Raw genomic sequence first — 16,428 nt, forward strand, 5'->3', positions numbered from 1 at the left:
AGATTGCGGCCGATGCCATGTGCATGCCCGCGCCAGCGCCCTAGGAACCCAGCATGACCGAATCAAGCCACAGCCTCGAATCTCTTGCGCCGATCGCGCGCGGCGAGGGTTTTCCGGCGTTCAATCCGCTGGGGGCCTCGCCCGGCCAGTTGCAAAGCCTTCTGGAGCAAGGCATCGCGGCGCATCGCGCCGGCGACCGGGAACAGGCGGAGAAGTTCTATCGCCGGGTGCTCGACGCGGCGCCCAACCAGCCCGACGCGCTCAATCTTCTGGGCGTTCTGGCGGCGGATGCCGGCCTGTGGGAACTGGCCGTCGATCTCATGGGGCGGGCGCTGCTCACCCGCCCGAAAGACCCGAACATCCTCAACAATCGCGGCCACGCCCTGGCGGAAATGCGCCGGTGGGACGAGTCGCGCGACCTCTTGGAACGCGCGGTCGCCATCAAGCCCGATTTCGACGAGGCCAAGTACAATCTGGGCCGCGTCCTTCGCCAGCTCGGCCACACCGAAAAAGCGCTGGAGCTGTGGCGGGAAGTGTGGACCGCAGACGACCGCGTCTACGCCGCCCTCGTCGGCATCACGGGCGTCCTGTCGGACCAGGGAAAGTTCGATGAAGCGGAAAAGACGGCGCGCGAAGTCATCTCGCGGCTGCCGCACCGGCCGGCGGGCTATATCAGTCTTGCCCATACGGTGAAGTTCAAGACCGACGACGGCACCCTGGCGGAGATCGAAGCCCAGATCGAGGACGCGACCATCCCGGAGCAGGACAAGATCGCCCTGCACTACGCGGCCGGAAAGATCTGCGACGACCTGAAGTTCTTCGAGCGGGCCTTCCGGCACTTCGATACCGCCAATCGCATGACCTTCCAGGACTACGATCACAAGGAGACCGAAAACTATCGGCGGCAAAAAAAGACCATATTTTCCAAGCGTTTCTTTCGCGACCGCGCCGGCTTCGGCATCGATTCGGAATTGCCGGTCTTCATCGTCGGCATGCCGCGCTCGGGCACGACGCTCACCGAACAGATCCTGTCGGCGCATCCGGACGTCTATGGCGCCGGCGAAATCGAGAGCTTCGAAGCCATGGCGCGCCTGTCCCAGGAAATCTCGCCCGGACGCGACGAATTCCCGCTGAACATGCTCAAGCTTTCGAAGTTCGGCGCGCAGCTGATCGGGGAACGCTATATCGAAGATCTGCGGAGGCGTGCCGACCGACCGACACCGCGGATCACCAACAAGATGCCGCACAATTTCGAGCTGTTGGGGCTGATCGCGCTGATCTTTCCCAAGGCCAAGGTCATCCATTGCCGCCGCAGCCCGCTCGACACCTGCCTGTCGTGCTGGACGAAGAACTTCAACGACGCCCATGGCTATAATCGCTCGCTCACGGATATCGGGCGGTACTATCGCGGCTACCACGACCTCATGCAGCATTGGCGGGAGACGCTGCCCCTCACCATCCTGGACGTGGATTACGAGGACTACACGACCGATCTCGAGGGCACGGCGCGCAAGCTCGTCGACTTCGTGGGACTTCCCTGGGATCCGCGCGCGCTCGAGTTCTACAGCGTGGAGCGTTCCGTGCGGACCGCAAGCCAGTGGCAAGTCCGCCAGCCGATCTACAAAACTTCGGTCGCAAAGTGGCGCAATTATATGCCCTGGTTGCAGCCTCTGGTCGACGCTCTGGGCCCGCTCGCAGATGCAGCATCATAAAATTGCTATGTACTGCCGTAAACCTTTTTGAAAACGACCGGCACCGCGTGCTTTTTAGCAAAAGAGCTTATAGATCAAGTACTTTCGTGTCAGAATTATCACACCTTCTGTTCTAAATTCCGTCAATTATGTTTCGCGGTTGCCATGCAACACGGGCTGCGCCTATCTTTTTGTTAAGTTGGTATTGGACCAACACGCAATCTCGAATGCGGGGGACCATGAAAATCCGTAAACTTTTGATGATTTCGACGACCGTTGCTGCCCTAACGGCAGTTTCGACGGTGTCCGCCGATGCCGCGAGCTCCTATGCGAGCATCTTCGGTGGGGCGAGCTTCCTGCAGCAGCCCGGCTTGAGCGGCTCCTCGCATACGCACACCACCAGCTACAACTTCATCTCGCGCCAGTCGGTCGACACGTCGTTCAAGACCGGCTTCGTGGTGGGCGGCAATTACGGCATCGACTGGGGCACGTTCAGAACGGAACTCGAGCTGGCCTATCGCCAGAGCCATTCCGGCAAGACCGGCAGGGTCCACACCGCCTATTCGTACCAGTACATCGGCGGCGGCGCGCCGTTCCCGGCGCCGGTTCCCTACTCCAATAGCACCGCGGTCGTGCCGACATCGCTTCGGCTGTCCGCTTTCTCGCTGATGGCGAACGCCTGGTACGATTTCCACGGCCTCGAATCGACGCTGGGCATCACGCCCTATATCGGCGGCGGCGCCGGGCTCGCGCAGGTGAAGATCAACGGTGCCATCAACGGCTCGAAGATCAACGAGAAGAACGATCAGGTATTCGCCTGGCAGGTGGGCGCCGGCGCATCGCTGCCGCTGTCCGAGAGCACCAGCCTCTTCGTGGACTACCGCTACTTCGCGGCGGACTCCGCGGACCTGATCCTGGAGCCTGGCTTCCATGGCGGCGACGTGAAAGCGGACTTCGATGCGCACACGGTGCTGATCGGCTTCCGCTTCAATCTGTAATCGAATTCGCGAACTCTTAGGGGGTTTTCCAGTGTTCCACACGAAAATTACTTCAAAGGTGCTGCGCTCGTCGCTGCTCGCCGGTGCCGCGCTTGCCGCGCTCACGGCCACGGCAGCCGCGCAGTCCGAGCCGACCGTCGAAACCGTCATCGTCACCGGTTCGCGCCTGACGCAGACCGGCGCGGCCGCGACGACACCGACCGTCGCGATCGATGCGTCCGACATCGCCAAGACCGGCGAGACGAATATCGGCGCGGTCCTCGCGCAGATACCGCAGATCCAGATGACCGGATCCGACCTGACGCCGACCAACTCCAACTTCCTGACCTCGGGCTTCGGCGTCTGGAACGTCGACCTTCGCGGCCTCGGCCCGGGCCGCACCCTGGTGCTGGTGAACGGCCGCCGGCAGGTCACCGGTTCTCCGACCGGCCAGGCCGTCGACTTGAACACCATCCCGACCGAACTGATCGAGCGGGTGGAAGTGATCACCGGCGGCGCCTCGGCGGTTTACGGCTCGGATGCCGTGGCCGGCGTGGTCAACATCATCCTCAAGAGCGACTTCGAGGGTCTGACCGCCAACGCCCAGACCGGCCTCACCTCGCGCGGCGACGGCGCCGATACGAGCCTCTCCGCTACGGTCGGTTCCAACATCGCGGACGGCCGCGGCAATGTCACGCTCTCGGTCCTCTACGACCATTCCGGCGCGATCAGCTCCGGCAATCGCGACATCACCAGCACCGACGTGACCCAGTTTCCGGGCACCTTCCCGCTGATCGGCACGCACAGCACCCTCATCCTCGGACCGGCTGCGTTCAGCTCCTTCGGTCTCGCGGGCCGCTACCAGGTCGTCCCCGTGGGCGGCACGCTGGCGACCGGCACCAGCTTCAACCCGAACGGGACAGTCTTCAACACGGCCCTGAACGGTTTCGACCGCAACCCGAACCGTTACATCCAGGTTCCCGTGACGCGTAAGCTGATCAGCGCGACCAGCCATTACGACATCACCGACGACATCCGCTTCTTCCTGGAGGCGACCTACGCGCTGACGAGTTCGGCGCAGCAGCTGGAACCCTATCCGGGCGCCTCGACCGACGGTCTGTCGAAGCCGACCTCGACCACTGGCGGCATCGGCATCCTGATCCCGGCGAACAATCCGTTCATCCCCGCCGGCCTGCAGGCCCGCATTCCCGTCGGCAGCCCCGGCCTGTTCTTCTCCCGCCGCTTCGCCGATCTGGGCGACCGCACCGGCTCGGTGGACCGCGACATGGCGAAGATCACCTTCGGCTTCGAGGGCAATCTTCCGGTCAACGACTGGAAGTGGAACACGTATTACGAGTGGGGCCGCACGGCGGAGAGCCAGTTCAACGGCGGCTATTACGACAAGATCCGCCTGCAGGACGCGCTGAACGCCCATATCCCGACGCCGGCGGAAATCGCGGGCGGCATCACGCCGCCGCCCGGCGGCGGGGGTGCGGTCTGTAACGATCCGATCGCCCGCGCGGCCGGTTGCGTTCCGGTCAACCTCTTCGGCGCCGGCGCGATCACGCCGCAGGCTTCGCACTATGTGGGCTCGCTGATCACCCTGCAGGACCAGGCGGTCGAGCAGGTGGCGCAGGCGACCGTGCATGGCACGGTGTTCGATCTGCCGGCCGGCCCGTTGCAGTTGTCCCTGGGCGGCGAGTATCGCCGCGAATCCGCGGACTTCATCCCCGACCAGGGCAGCCAGGGCGGCACCGTTGCCGGCAACCAGCAGTCGGCCGTGCACGGCGCCTTCCAGGTGACGGAAGGCTTTGTCGAAGGTCTGGCTCCGATCCTGGCCGACCTGCCCTTCGCCAAGTACCTGGAGCTCAACGGCGCCTATCGCTACGCCCATTACAGCACGGCGGGCGGTGTCGACAGCTGGCGCTATGGCGGCAAGTACCAGCCGTTCGAGGAGCTCACCTTCCGCGCCACGGAGTCCTACGCGACGCGCGCGCCGAACATCGCCGAGCTGTTCACGCCGAGCGCTCAGACCTTCCCGAGTGTCCCGCTTGATCCTTGCGCGCATCCGGATCCGACGAAGCCCAATGTCGTGGCCAACTGCGCAACCCAGATCGCAGCCCTTGGTCCGTTGCAGCCTGGCGAACCGGCGGCGCCGAACTATAGCCTGCCGGGCGGCCAGGCCGCGCTGCAGGGCATCGGCGGCATCCAGTCGGGCAATCCGAACCTGAAACCGGAAACGGCGCACACCTTCACCGGTGGCTTCGCTTACCAGCCCGACTGGCTGCCCGGGTTCGTGGCGACGATCGACTACTACGACATCCGCCTGAACGGGGCGATCGGCAGCCTGTCGCCGAGCGACACCCTCAACGCCTGCTATCAGGCGAGCCCGGCGCTGTTCGCGACCAACATCTTCTGCCAGCAGATCACCCGGCAGCACGATGCGACGTTGGGCCCGATCCTCAAGCAGATCGACTTCCCGACCTTCAACCTCGGTTCGGAGAAGACCTCGGGTGTCGACGGCAGCTTCAAATACGCCTTCGACTTGGGCGATCTGGATCCCGGCCTGGCCAATTCCGGAAGCCTCTCGCTCGGTCTCGACCTGAACTATCTCAGCACCTTCTCGGTCGATCCGGGCGTGGCGGGAACGGACAAGATCATCGCCGCCGGCACCATCGAGGCGGAGCACTGGAAGGGCGTTCTGCGCACCACCTACGACAACGGTCCGCTGTCCATCACGACCACCATCCGCTATGTCGGTCCGGCCCTGGTCGACAAGACGGGCACGGTTCCGCTGGACGATCCGGACAACAAGGTGCACGCGTTCTGGTACCTCGACCTCCAGACCTCGTACGACCTGACCAAGGTGTTCCAGGTCTATGCCGGTGCCCACAACCTGTTCGACACCCGTCCGCCGGAGATTTTCCCGGGCGCGCTCGACACGACCGGCACGGGCACGGACGCCAATGTCTACGATCCGATCGGCCTGTATCTGTATGGCGGCGTGAACATAAAGCTCTGATCCGATATCGGATCGGTTTGAATGCGACAACGGCGGCCGAGAGGCCGCCGTTGTTGTTTCTGGGGTGCCCTTCCCTGGCGGGTTTCCTGCCGGCGGCGTCCGGGAACCGGCAATGCCTCTCCGCCATCGGCAAAGATCTGCGGACGATCGATTTTCCTTCGCGGCGAAATCGGATGGCCCCGCGGTCGGGCCGCCGGCGCGGGGCGGTGACCGTCTTTCGACGATTCGGTCCAGACCGATTCGGCCTTAAGAGCGCGACCAGCGGCGCAGGAGATTGTTCCGCACGACGTCGAGCCGCACCCGGCTGCGCCAGTCCATCTTGAGCCCTTCGAGCGCCGCGACCTCGCTCAGCTCGTAGAGATCGTTGCGCTGCTGCTCGTCCGGGATGAGGCTTTCGATGAAGGTGATCGCGACCAGCCGCGTGCCGGCGCGCACCGGACGCACCTCATGCAGCATGGTCGAGGGATAGACGATCACATCGCCCGGCGCGCCCTTGGCCACCACCGGATGGGTGCCGACATGCATGACGAGCTCGCCGCCCTGATAGGTCGCGGGATCGGCGATGAACACCGTGGCCGAGATGTCGGAACGCAGCGGCGCGTCCTCCACCATCAGATAGGCGGAATCGGCGTGGGCGCCGTATTTCATCCCGGCCTCGTAGCGGGCCAGCAGCGGCGGCGCGACGCGCTTGGGAAAGGCGAAATCGCGGAAGGGCTGCGAGCGGGCGAAGGCGTCGGCGACGATGCGGGTCGATTCGGCGGTGCGCGGATCGGACGCGTCGGCCTGCAGATTGTCCTTGGTCAGGTTGTTGGGATTGGAGATGCGGCCGTTGACGAAATGCAGCTCCTGCCCGAGCTGGGTGAGCCGGGCGATTTCGGGCGGCGTCAAAAAGCCCTTCAATTCCAAAATCATAGCGCTGCTGCCACCGACGAAGACGGGCGCGACGCTAGCAAAAGGGCCTGTGCGAAACAAACGGCGCGGGCGACGGCGCGGGCAGCCATGCCGACGTCTTTGGCGGATGCGGACCGGGCGGTCGAGCGGACATTCCGCGGCTGGAGATCCGCCCGGCGCCGCCGTTGCGCCGCAGCCACTGTCGGCCATCGCCGGCGTATGAATGGGACTCCCTTTGTGATCCGCACAGGCGGCTCTGGATGCCCACCTGCGGGCATGACAGGAGCACGCCTGCCGGTCCTATCGCGGCAGGTTGGTCGCGCGCAGCTCCACGCCGCCGCGCGGCAGCTCGTTGACCGTGCCGACCACCGCGCGCACCGGCGCCGCGTCCATCAGCGAGACGAAGCTCTCCACCGCCCGGACCGCCGTGGGCGTTCCGCCCAGGAGCGCGTCGAGCGCCTCGAACAAGCCCTTCTTGCGCGGATAGAGGCGGAACGGGACCGTCTCGTTCGGCGCGATGCCGGCGAGCTTCCGCGCGCTGTCGGCCGCGGTCCAGAAGCCGCCGAGCTCGTCGACCAGGCCGTTGCCCCGCGCGTCCGCGCCCGACCAGACGCGGCCCTTGGCGATGTCCTGCACCTTGGCGAGCGGCAGCTTGCGCCCGGTCGCGACCTTTTGCGTGAAGTCGGCATAGATCGTGTCGGCCTCGCGGTTGAGCGCGGCGAGCTGCTCGTCGGTATAGGGCTGGAACATCGAATTGTAGAGCGCGTTGTGGCCGATGCCGATGGTCTCGGTGCCGACGCCGGCGAGCGCGAGGCTGCGCTGGAACGAGATCTTGCCCGTCAGCACGCCGATCGAGCCGGTGATGGTTCCCGGCTCCGCCACGATGCGGTCGGCCGAGGCCGCGATGTAGTAGCCGCCCGAGGCCGCGACGCCGCCCATGCTGACGACGACCGGCTTGCCCGCCTTCTGCGCCTTCTTGACCGCATCGAGGATCTGGTCCGACGCCGTGACCGAGCCGCCGGGGGAGTCGACGCGCAGGATGATGGCGCGCACGTCCTTGTCCTGCGCCGCGGCGCGGATCGCTTTGGAAAGATCGTCGCCCGCGATGACGCCGCTATTGCCGCCGGCGCCGCCGTCGAAAATCTCGCCCGAGGCCTCGATCAGCGCGATGCGCGGCCCCGAACCGAGGCCGGCATTGTCGCGCTGGGCGCGGACGAAGGAGGCCAGCGGCACCAGCTTGGCGTCGCCGCCGGCGCGCGCCAGCGCGGCGTTCTGCGCGTCGTCGTCGAAGCCTATTCTGTCGATCAGGCCGCGAGCCTGCGCGTCCTCGGTGAATTGCGGGCTGGCCTCGAGCGCGGCCACGATCCGGTCATGCGTCAGATGGCGCGCCTGCGCGGCGCCGGTCGTCGCCGTGTCGTACCAGGACTGCAGCAGCCGCGTGGTCTGCTCGCGGTCGGCCGGCGTCATGGTCTTTTCCATGAACTGGTCGGCGGCGCTCTTGTAGTCGGAGCGCTTGACGATCTGCGGATCGGCGTTGAGCTTGTCGAGCAGGCCGCGCAGGAAAATCTGCGTGCCGCCCTCGCCCGCCGCGGTGAAGGGGGCGCGCGGCTGCATCCATATCTGGTCGGCATTGGCGGCGGTCAGATAGTCGCCGAGGCCGGCGGCATCGAAGCCCTGGGCATGGGCGATCACGAACTTGCCGCTGGCGCGGAATTTCTTGAGCGCCGTGCCGATCTCCTCGGCCTGCGCGATCGGAAGATTGGCGGTGCCGATGCGCATCACGATGCCCTTCACGCGCGGATCGCGCTCGGCGGCGTCCAGCGCCAGTATCGTATCCATCACCGTGACGGGATGGGTCTCGAAATCGAACGTGGTGTTCACCGAATCCGCCAGCGGCGCGCGCAGGTCGAGCGCCAGCACCATGTTTCCCGGCAAGCCGTCACCGCGGAAAAGCCCGACGACGATCAGCACGACGAAAAGCAGCACGATGAAGACGGCGACCTTGGCGATGCCGTTCAGGACGCCCAGCCCGATGGACCGGATCCAGCGCAAGAATGCGACCATGAGGAAACCTTCCCGTAGCGTGCCCGAGGGCCACTATATATGGGCGCGGAATTAAGGAACGCCAATGACAGTGCGGAAAATGCGACCGCGATGCGGTTAATCGACTGGAATCCCTGCCCGAACAGTCTTCCGCCTAATATCGCAAGCCGACGGTCAGCAGGTTCTGGCTGAAGGCGAACCAGACGGTGGCGAGCGCCGCCAGCGCGATCAGCAGGTCGGTCGCCTTGGTCCACCAGGGCCGCGCCGGGTCCCGGATGGCGACCCAGAACTCGGCCAGCGGAACTACGGTGCCCACGACGGCGAAGAGGCCCAGGACCTGGAGCCCGCGGAACAGCCAGTCGATACTGGGCGGCAGCGCCGCCAACTGCTCGGAGAAAGCCACGACGGCAAGCGGAAAGCCCGCGAGGAAGACCAGGTCGATCAGCGCCACGACACGGGTCAGCCGGTAGAGCAGCCGGGCCCGGCCCGACAGCGCCAGCGGGCGGTCGTAGCGCCAGCGCAGCACCGCCTTGACCGGCCAGAACAGGACGGTCAGCGACAACATGCCGAGCGTGAAGGCGAACAGATAGAACTCCCATGCCGCCGCGACGAGCCCGGCGGGCTGGAGCACCAGGATCGGTCCGACGTCGCCCATGCCGATCTGGTCGACGGCGCCGTCCTTCAGCTTGGCCTGGATCAGGCTCCTGCCGTTCACCTGCTGCCAGACGAAGGGCCGCACCTCGCGCCAGCGCTTGGGCGTGCCCGCGGCGTCGATCAGCGTGGAAACGACGAGCGTGTTGTCGGCGTTGCGCGAGATCGCGACCGGCTGGAACATGTTGAGGATGCGCGCGAAGGTCGCATCGCCCCGCCGGCTGGCGACATAGGCGCCGGCGAGTTTCTCACCATCGGCCCTGGCGGAGGCAAGGGTGGGAAGAGGCGCCGCGCTGGGCGCGGGGAAATAGCGGTTCATGAATTCGCGCATGAAACCGCCGCGGAGGATCGACACGGCGCGGCCCTGCCCCGCGCTGTTCAGCGACAGGAAGACGCCGGTGTCGGCGTCCAGGATAAGCTCCAGGTCGGAATGGAACACGCCGGTGTCGCCGCCATGCGCGACGATGGGATGGCCGTTCCGGTCGGCGTGATAGAAGCCATAGGCCATCGGCGGCAGGGCGGAGAACGGACGCGCGGCGACGCCGTGCATCCGGACCGCCGTCTCCGGCGACAGGATGCGGCCCGCGCCATAGGCGCCGCCCTGCAGATGCGCGATCATGAACCGCGCGAGGTCGCCGCCGCTGGCGGAGAGGCCGCCGGCCGGCGCCATGGAAATCATCTCGAACGGCGTCGCGGGGCCCGAGGCGCGCTGATAGCCCTTCGACATGTCGGCCTTGAGCGCGGCGGGCAGCGGCTGTTCGAAGGTCGCGTGCGTCATCCCGAGCGGCGCGAAGATGTGGCGTTGGATATAGTCTTCGAACGTCGCGCCCGAGACGCGCTGCACGATATAGCCCGCGAGCGTGGCGCCGTAGTTGGAATAAGCCGGGACCTCCCCGGGCGGGAAGATGCGCAGCGGCAGCGCCTCCCGGACCACGCGGTCGAGCGGCTCGACGGACTTGGGATCGCCGACCAGGAGCGGTCGGAAGCTGTCCTCGAAGCCCGGCGTATGCGTCATCAGGTTGCGCATCGTGATGGGCTTGCCGAAGGCCGGCGGAATCTTGAAATCGAGATAGGTGTTGACGTCCGCGTCGAGGTCGATCTTGCCGGCATCGGCGAGCTGCATCACCGCCGTCCAGACGAAAAGCTTGGAGACCGAGCCGGGGCGGAACAGCGTGCGCTCCGGATCGACCCGGGCCCGCGTCGCGGTGTCGGAGACGCCATAGCCCTTCTCGAACAGGACCTGGCCGTCCTTCACCACCACGACCACCGCGCCCGCGATGTCGCCCTGGGCGATGCCGAGCGGAACAAGGCCGTCCGAGAAGGCTTCGACATCGCTCCGGGTGAGCACCGCGCCGCCCGGGCCCGCCCCGTCCTGGGCGAAAGCCGGCGCCAGGGCGAGGCCGAGCGCCAGCGCCATCCACTGCATCGATCTCATCGTCAGTCCCCGCCGCCCGGCACCGTTGTCGCAACACCCTAGACGGGCTTTCGGCCCGGCGAAACCACTGGCAAGGGCTGGGCAAGGTCCGTAAAATCGAACGACTCAGACGAAAAACGAGCCGCCCCGCGCGGCCCCAGGGAAACGGCGCCGCCAGGCGCCGGATGTGCATTTGACCGCCGCCGATACACAGACACAGCCGCGAACGGCGCGGGGACCGCTCTGGCGACTGATCCCGCTCGTGAACAAACATGGCTGGGCTTTCTGGGGCGGGATGTTCTTCATCTGCCTCGGCCGCGTGTTCGAGGCGGGGATGCCCCTGTTCGTCCGCCTGGGCGTCAATCGCGTGACGGTCGGCGACGCGCGGCTGCTTTGGCCGGTCCTGGGCATTCTCGGGCTCGCGGTGGCGCGTTATGTGACGGTCGCCTATGGGCGGCAGCTCGTGCGGCTGGTCGGCGTGACCGTGACCTACGACATGCGCGAGCGGCTCTACTGGCATTTCGAATTGCAGGGGCCGCGCTTCTTCGCGCGCTTCCCCACCGGCGACCTGATGGCGCGCGCGATCAACGACCTCAATCTCGTGCGGCAATTGATCGGGGTCGGCAGCCGCACGCTGATCGTGCTCGGCTTTTCGGGCCTGGTCGCCTTCGCCTTCATGACGGTGCTGTCGCTGAAGCTGACGCTGTGGCTGCTGCCGATCATGCCGTTCATCGCCTTCATGGGCTATTTCCTGTCGCGGCGGATTTACCAGCAGTCGACGCTGGTGCAGGAGGGCTTCTCCTCGCTGTCGGAGTCGGTGCAGGAGAATTTGAACGGCATCCGCACCATCCAGACCCATGCGCAGGAGGATCGCGAGGTCGCGCGCTTCAAGGCGGTGTCGGGCGCCTATGCCGACAACTACTTCCGGCTGATGGTGCTGAACGCGGCGCTGAACGCCTGGATGGTGGTGTTCACGGGCCTCGCCGTGATGATCATCATGGGCTTCGGCGGCTGGCAGGTATTGCGCGGCGAGATGAGCGTCGGCACCTTCACCGCCTTCACGCTCTATCTCGCCATGGCGGTGGCGCCGATCCAGCAATCGGGCCAGATCGTCTCGATGTTCCAGCGCGGCTCGTCCGGCGCCGCGCGGCTGTTCGAGATCCTGGACTACGAGCCGGAGATCCGCGACGCGCCGGACGCCGAGCCGCTCGACAAGATCGGCGGCGACATCCGCTTGCAGCATCTGTCCTACACCTATCCGCGGCGCGCCTCGGCCAAGGATGCACGGGCGACGGACGCGAAGGCGGCGGCGACCGGCACGGCCGCGCTGAACGACATATCGCTGCATGTGAAGGCGGGCGAGACCATCGCGATCCTCGGCCGCGTCGGATCGGGCAAGTCGACCCTGCTGCGCTCCATCGTGCGGCTGCTCGATCCGCCGCCGGGCACGATCTATCTCGACGGGCGCGACATCCGCCTCCTGCCGATCGCGCAGGTGCGCGGGCAGATCGCGCTGGTGCCGCAGGACCCGTTCCTGTTCGCCGACGAACTCGGCCGCAACATTGCCTATGACAATCCGAACCGGCCGGCGGACGAGATCTGGGGCGCGGCCGAAGCGGCCGACCTGGAAGACACGATCGAGCGCTTTCCCGATCACCTGAAGACGCTGGTCGGCGAGCGCGGCGTGACGCTGTCGGGCGGGCAGAAGCAGCGCACCAGCCTGGCGCGCGGCCTGATCCGCGATACGCCGGTGCTGCTGCTCGACGACTGTTTCTCGAGCGTCGATACCGAGACCGAGGAACACATCCTGTCGCGGCTGAAGACGCTGCGCGCCGGGCGCACGACGCTGCTGGTGTCGCACCGCGTCTCCACCGCGCGGCACGCCGACCGCATCTTCGTGCTGGACGCGGGCCGCATCGCGGAAGCCGGAACGCATGCCGAGCTGATGGCGCTGGGCGGCATCTATGCCCGTTTCGCGGAAGCACAGGGGCGGCGCGAGGAACTGGTGCACGAACTCGAGCGCGAGACCGGCCATCCGATCGAGGCGGCGAAATGACCGACGCAACGGTGACGACCGCGCCGCGCCGGCCGAAGGGCGCCTTCGACGACGACGTCTACGGCAAGAGCCTCGACGTCGGGCAGGTGCGCCGGTTGCTGCACTGGATGAAGCCCTATCGGGCGCAGGCGATCGGATCGCTGGTGCTGGCGCTGCTCGCGGCCATCGCCGCGATCATGGCGCCGACGGTGATGAGCCGCGTCTTGGTCGACGGCATCGTGCTGAAGCATCAGGGACCGGAGCTCGCCGATCTCGGGCAGGAGGCGTTCAACCGCTGGATCGCGGCAAGCCTCGGCACGACGCCGCTGATCGCGGCCTGCATCCAGTACATGCTGTGGATCCTGCTCGCCGCCGGCCTGGGCCGCGGCTTCGGCATCCTGTTCGGACGGGCGACGCTGAACACGCTGCGCGATCTGCGCTGCGATCTGTTCGAGCATCTGGAGCATCTGCCGTCCAGTTTCTACGACCGCGTCGCGGTGGGCCGGGTGATGACGCGCGTCGCCAACGACGTCGAGACGCTGTTCGAGCTGTTCGCCGGCTTCGGCCAGCTCGCCGGGCAGTTCGTGCCGTTCTTCGTCGCCATCACCATCATGGTGACGCTGTCGCCGACGCTGACGCTCGAATTGCTGCCGGTCCTGCCGGTCGCCGGGTTCTTCACCTGGATGTTCCGGCGCATGTCGCGCCCGCTCTACCGGATCATCCGCATGACGGTATCGCGGCTGAACGAGAATTTGCAGGAGAACCTCTCCGGCATCGAGGTCGTGCAGCTTTATGGGCGCGAGAAGATCAACTTCCAGCGCTATTCGGCGATCAACAACGAGAACCGCGCCAGCGAGGGCAAGGCGCTGACAATCGAGAGCTTCTACGGCCCGTTCATCGACGGCATGAACTATATCGGCATCGCGGTCATCGTGTGGTTCGGCGGCCGTCTCGTGCTGCACCAGCAGATGACGGTCGGCACGCTGCTGCTGTTCACCCAGTTCCTCGACATGCTGTTCCGGCCCATCGTGGCGATGGGCGAGCAGTGGAACATCGTGTTCCGCGCCATGGCGAGCGGCGAGCGCATCTTCCAGGCGCTCGACTGGAACGAGGCGCTGAAGCAGCCGGAGCATCCCACGCCCCTGCCCCCCGACCTGCACGGCAAGGTCGAATTCCGCCACCTGACCTTCGGCTATGTGCCGGAGCATCCGATCCTGAAGGATGTCAGCTTCGACATAAGGCCCGGCGAGCGCATCGCCATCGTGGGGCCGACGGGCTCGGGCAAGACGTCGCTGATCCGCCTGCTCTGCCGGTTCTACGACGTGCCGGACGGCAGCATCTTCCTCGACGACATCGACATCATGCAGATCAAGCCGTCGGACATCCGCACGCGGATCGGCGTGGTGCTGCAGGATTTCCACATCTTCTCCGGCACGGTCTACGACAATATCGCGCTCAACGATCCCGCCATCACCCGCGACGTGGCGGAACGGGCGGCGAAGCTGGTCCATGCCGACCCTTTCATCCGCGCCCTGCCGCAGGGCTACGACACGCCGCTCAACGAGCGCGGACGCAACCTCTCCCACGGCCAGCGGCAATTGCTCGCCTTCGCACGCGTGCTGGCGATGAACCCGGAAGTGCTGGTGCTGGATGAAGCCACCGCCAGCATCGACACCGAGACGGAACTGGTGATCCAGGACGCGCTTCTGAAGCTGACCGAGGGTCGCACCTCGGTGATCATCGCGCACCGGCTGCAGACCATCAAGGACGCGCATCGCATAGTCGTGCTGACCGAAGGGCGAGTGCGCGAAATCGGCACGCACGCGGAGCTGATCGCCAGAGGCGGACTTTATCGAACGCTCTACGAGCTGCAGTTCCAGGAAGCGGCGCTATAAAAAAAGCCCGGCTTTCGCCGGGCTTTCCGATTTGCGCGAACGCAAGAACCGTTAGCTGTCGCGGAGATCGCGAACCGCGTCCTTCGCGCCGCCGACGGCGTTCTGGACCTTGCCCTTGAGCTTGTCGGTTGCGCCTTCGGCCTGGAGCTTGGAGTCGCCGGTGATCTTGCCGGCGGCTTCTTTTACGGCGCCCTTGGCCTGGTTGGCGGAACCCTCGATGCGATCCTTGTCCATTGTCGTTCTCCGTTTTTGGGAAATGCAGAGAGGAAACGTCCCCCCGGACGGCGGCGTTCCGGGAACCGTCTGCTTATATATTTTGCACTTACGGGAACGGAGCCGCGTAACCGAAATCCAGTCCGGCCGAATTGTCGTATACCGGACCAAACGGAGGCCGCCATGACATCGAGACGCAACATCCTGCAAGCCCTGCTGCTGGGCGGCGCCGGCGTCTCGCTGGGCGCGTGGCCGGCCCTGGCCAAGACCTATGCGGTGCAGCACACCGACGCCGAGTGGCGCAAGCTGCTGTCGCCCGAGGCTTACCATGTGCTGCGCGAGCAGGGCACGGAAGCGCCCTACACCAGCCCGCTCCTGAACGAGCACCGCAAAGGTACCTTCACCTGCGCCGGCTGCGCGATGCCCCTGTTCGCCTCGTCGACCAAGTTCGACAGCGGCACGGGCTGGCCGAGCTTCTGGGCGCCGCTGCCGCGTGCCGTCGAGACCACGTCGGACGACAGCTGGATCGAGAGCCGCACCGAGGTGCATTGCAGCCGCTGCGGCGGTCATCTGGGCCATGTGTTCGACGACGGCCCCAAGCCGACGGGCTTGCGCTATTGCATGGACGGCGTCGCGCTGGGCTTCAAGCCGGCTTGATGACAAGAAATCGTCATCGCCCGCTTCATGCGGGCGACGCAATTTGGCCGCGAGAAAAACGGGTTGCCCGGACAGGCCTAGCGACAGCGTGGGCCGGGCAATGACGCTTTGGGAGATTTACGACGATCCCGTTGCGCAATTCGAAGCTGTTGTCGACAATACCGTCATGGTGGCTTTCAAATCCCAGGGGCTGACGCTCGCTTATGACGACATCGGCGGCCCCGGCGAGGGCCGGCCGATGATCCTGGTCCACGGCTTCGCCTCCAATCGCGCGGAGAACTGGCGGCGGCTCGGCTGGTACGGCGCCTTCGAACGGCGGCGCATGCGCGTCGTGGCGCTCGACTGCCGAGGCCATGGCGAGAGCGCCAAGCCGCACGATCCGGCGCTCTACGGCCGCGAGAACATGGCCGGCGACATCCTGGCGCTGATGGACCATCTCGCCATCCCGCGCGCGCATGTTCTGGGATTCTCCATGGGTTCGCGGCTGGCGCTGGCGGCGGCGCTGAGAGCGCCGGAGCGCTTCGCGACGCTGACGCTGGGCGGCACGGGCGAAAAACTGTTCGAGCGCCGCGAATTGACCGGCAATCCGATGGCCGAGGCGATGGAGGCCGACGATGTCGAGAGCATCGCGGAGCCGCTGCTGAAAAGCTTCCGCCAGTTCGCCGACGACCAGAAGGAAGACCGCTTCGCGCTAGCGGCGCTGACGCGCGCCAAGGACGCGCCGTTCACGCGCGAAGAGGTCGCGGGGCTGTCCGTGCCGGTCCTGGCGGTGGCGGGGGCGCGCGACGAGCTCGCCGGCGATCCGGCGCCGCTCGCCAAGGCGTTTGCCGATGGCCGCGCCGTCGTCATTCCCGGCATGGACCATTTCTCGATCGTCGGCCACGCGCTGTTCAAGGCGACGGTGTTCGAGTTCCTGGACGGCGGGATCTAGTTTCGAAA

The 16,428-nt window shown here is 66.1% G+C and carries 11 protein-coding genes; 7 read left to right on the plus strand and 4 right to left on the minus strand.

What is annotated here, in order from left to right; genetic code table 11:
• The first annotated feature begins 53 nt into the window (after nucleotides 1-53).
• The 3 genes from WDN01_09340 to WDN01_09350 all read left to right on the plus strand — a co-directional run bounded on the left by WDN01_09340 (nucleotide 54) and on the right by WDN01_09350 (nucleotide 5,690).
• Complete coding sequence (locus WDN01_09340; GenBank protein MEJ0026218.1) at nucleotides 54-1,712, plus strand: sulfotransferase; 1,659 nt, start codon at nucleotides 54-56, stop codon at nucleotides 1,710-1,712.
• Nucleotides 1,713-1,951: 239 nt separating this feature from the next.
• Complete coding sequence (locus WDN01_09345) at nucleotides 1,952-2,689, plus strand: outer membrane beta-barrel protein (GenBank protein MEJ0026219.1); 738 nt, start codon at nucleotides 1,952-1,954, stop codon at nucleotides 2,687-2,689.
• A 31-nt stretch (nucleotides 2,690-2,720) separates the two neighbouring features.
• Complete coding sequence (locus tag WDN01_09350) at nucleotides 2,721-5,690, plus strand: TonB-dependent receptor (GenBank protein ID MEJ0026220.1); 2,970 nt, start codon at nucleotides 2,721-2,723, stop codon at nucleotides 5,688-5,690.
• Between the two features lie 246 nt (nucleotides 5,691-5,936).
• On the opposite strand, the gene WDN01_09355 is transcribed toward WDN01_09350, so the two are convergent.
• From WDN01_09355 to WDN01_09365, 3 genes are all read right to left on the minus strand, one after another.
• Nucleotides 5,937-6,791 carry a Fe2+-dependent dioxygenase gene (locus WDN01_09355; GenBank protein MEJ0026221.1) on the minus strand — a complete coding sequence of 285 codons (855 nt, stop codon included), beginning with the start codon at nucleotides 6,789-6,791 and terminating at the stop codon, nucleotides 5,937-5,939.
• Between the two features lie 90 nt (nucleotides 6,792-6,881).
• Complete coding sequence (gene sppA / locus WDN01_09360; protein ID MEJ0026222.1) at nucleotides 6,882-8,645, minus strand: signal peptide peptidase SppA; 1,764 nt, start codon at nucleotides 8,643-8,645, stop codon at nucleotides 6,882-6,884.
• A gap of 133 nt (nucleotides 8,646-8,778) precedes the next feature.
• A complete protein-coding gene (locus WDN01_09365) occupies nucleotides 8,779-10,710 on the minus strand; it encodes a serine hydrolase domain-containing protein (GenBank protein ID MEJ0026223.1) in 1,932 nt (643 codons plus the stop codon).
• A 241-nt stretch (nucleotides 10,711-10,951) separates the two neighbouring features.
• On the opposite strand from WDN01_09365, the gene WDN01_09370 reads away from it, so the two are divergent.
• A complete protein-coding gene (locus tag WDN01_09370; GenBank protein MEJ0026224.1) occupies nucleotides 10,952-12,745 on the plus strand; it encodes an ABC transporter ATP-binding protein in 1,794 nt (597 codons plus the stop codon).
• The gene (locus WDN01_09375) at nucleotides 12,742-14,619 is read left to right on the plus strand and encodes an ABC transporter ATP-binding protein (protein ID MEJ0026225.1); all 1,878 of its coding nucleotides are present in this window, start codon (nucleotides 12,742-12,744) and stop codon (nucleotides 14,617-14,619) included. Before WDN01_09370 ends, WDN01_09375 begins: the two co-directional genes overlap by 4 nt.
• A 51-nt stretch (nucleotides 14,620-14,670) precedes the next feature.
• On the opposite strand, the gene WDN01_09380 is transcribed toward WDN01_09375, so the two are convergent.
• Nucleotides 14,671-14,853, minus strand: coding sequence for a CsbD family protein (locus tag WDN01_09380; protein MEJ0026226.1), 183 nt, complete (start codon nucleotides 14,851-14,853; stop codon nucleotides 14,671-14,673).
• Between the two features lie 162 nt (nucleotides 14,854-15,015).
• Here WDN01_09380 and msrB point away from each other — a divergent pair, with 162 nt between their 5' ends.
• Both msrB and WDN01_09390 read left to right on the plus strand, forming a co-directional pair.
• Complete coding sequence (msrB, locus tag WDN01_09385) at nucleotides 15,016-15,489, plus strand: peptide-methionine (R)-S-oxide reductase MsrB (protein MEJ0026227.1); 474 nt, start codon at nucleotides 15,016-15,018, stop codon at nucleotides 15,487-15,489.
• 100 nt (nucleotides 15,490-15,589) lie between these two features.
• Nucleotides 15,590-16,420 carry an alpha/beta fold hydrolase gene (locus WDN01_09390; GenBank protein ID MEJ0026228.1) on the plus strand — a complete coding sequence of 277 codons (831 nt, stop codon included), beginning with the start codon at nucleotides 15,590-15,592 and terminating at the stop codon, nucleotides 16,418-16,420.
• Nucleotides 16,421-16,428: the final 8 nt, after the last annotated feature.

The organism is Rhizomicrobium sp. (genome assembly GCA_037200985.1).
GTDB lineage: Bacteria > Pseudomonadota > Alphaproteobacteria > Micropepsales > Micropepsaceae > Rhizomicrobium.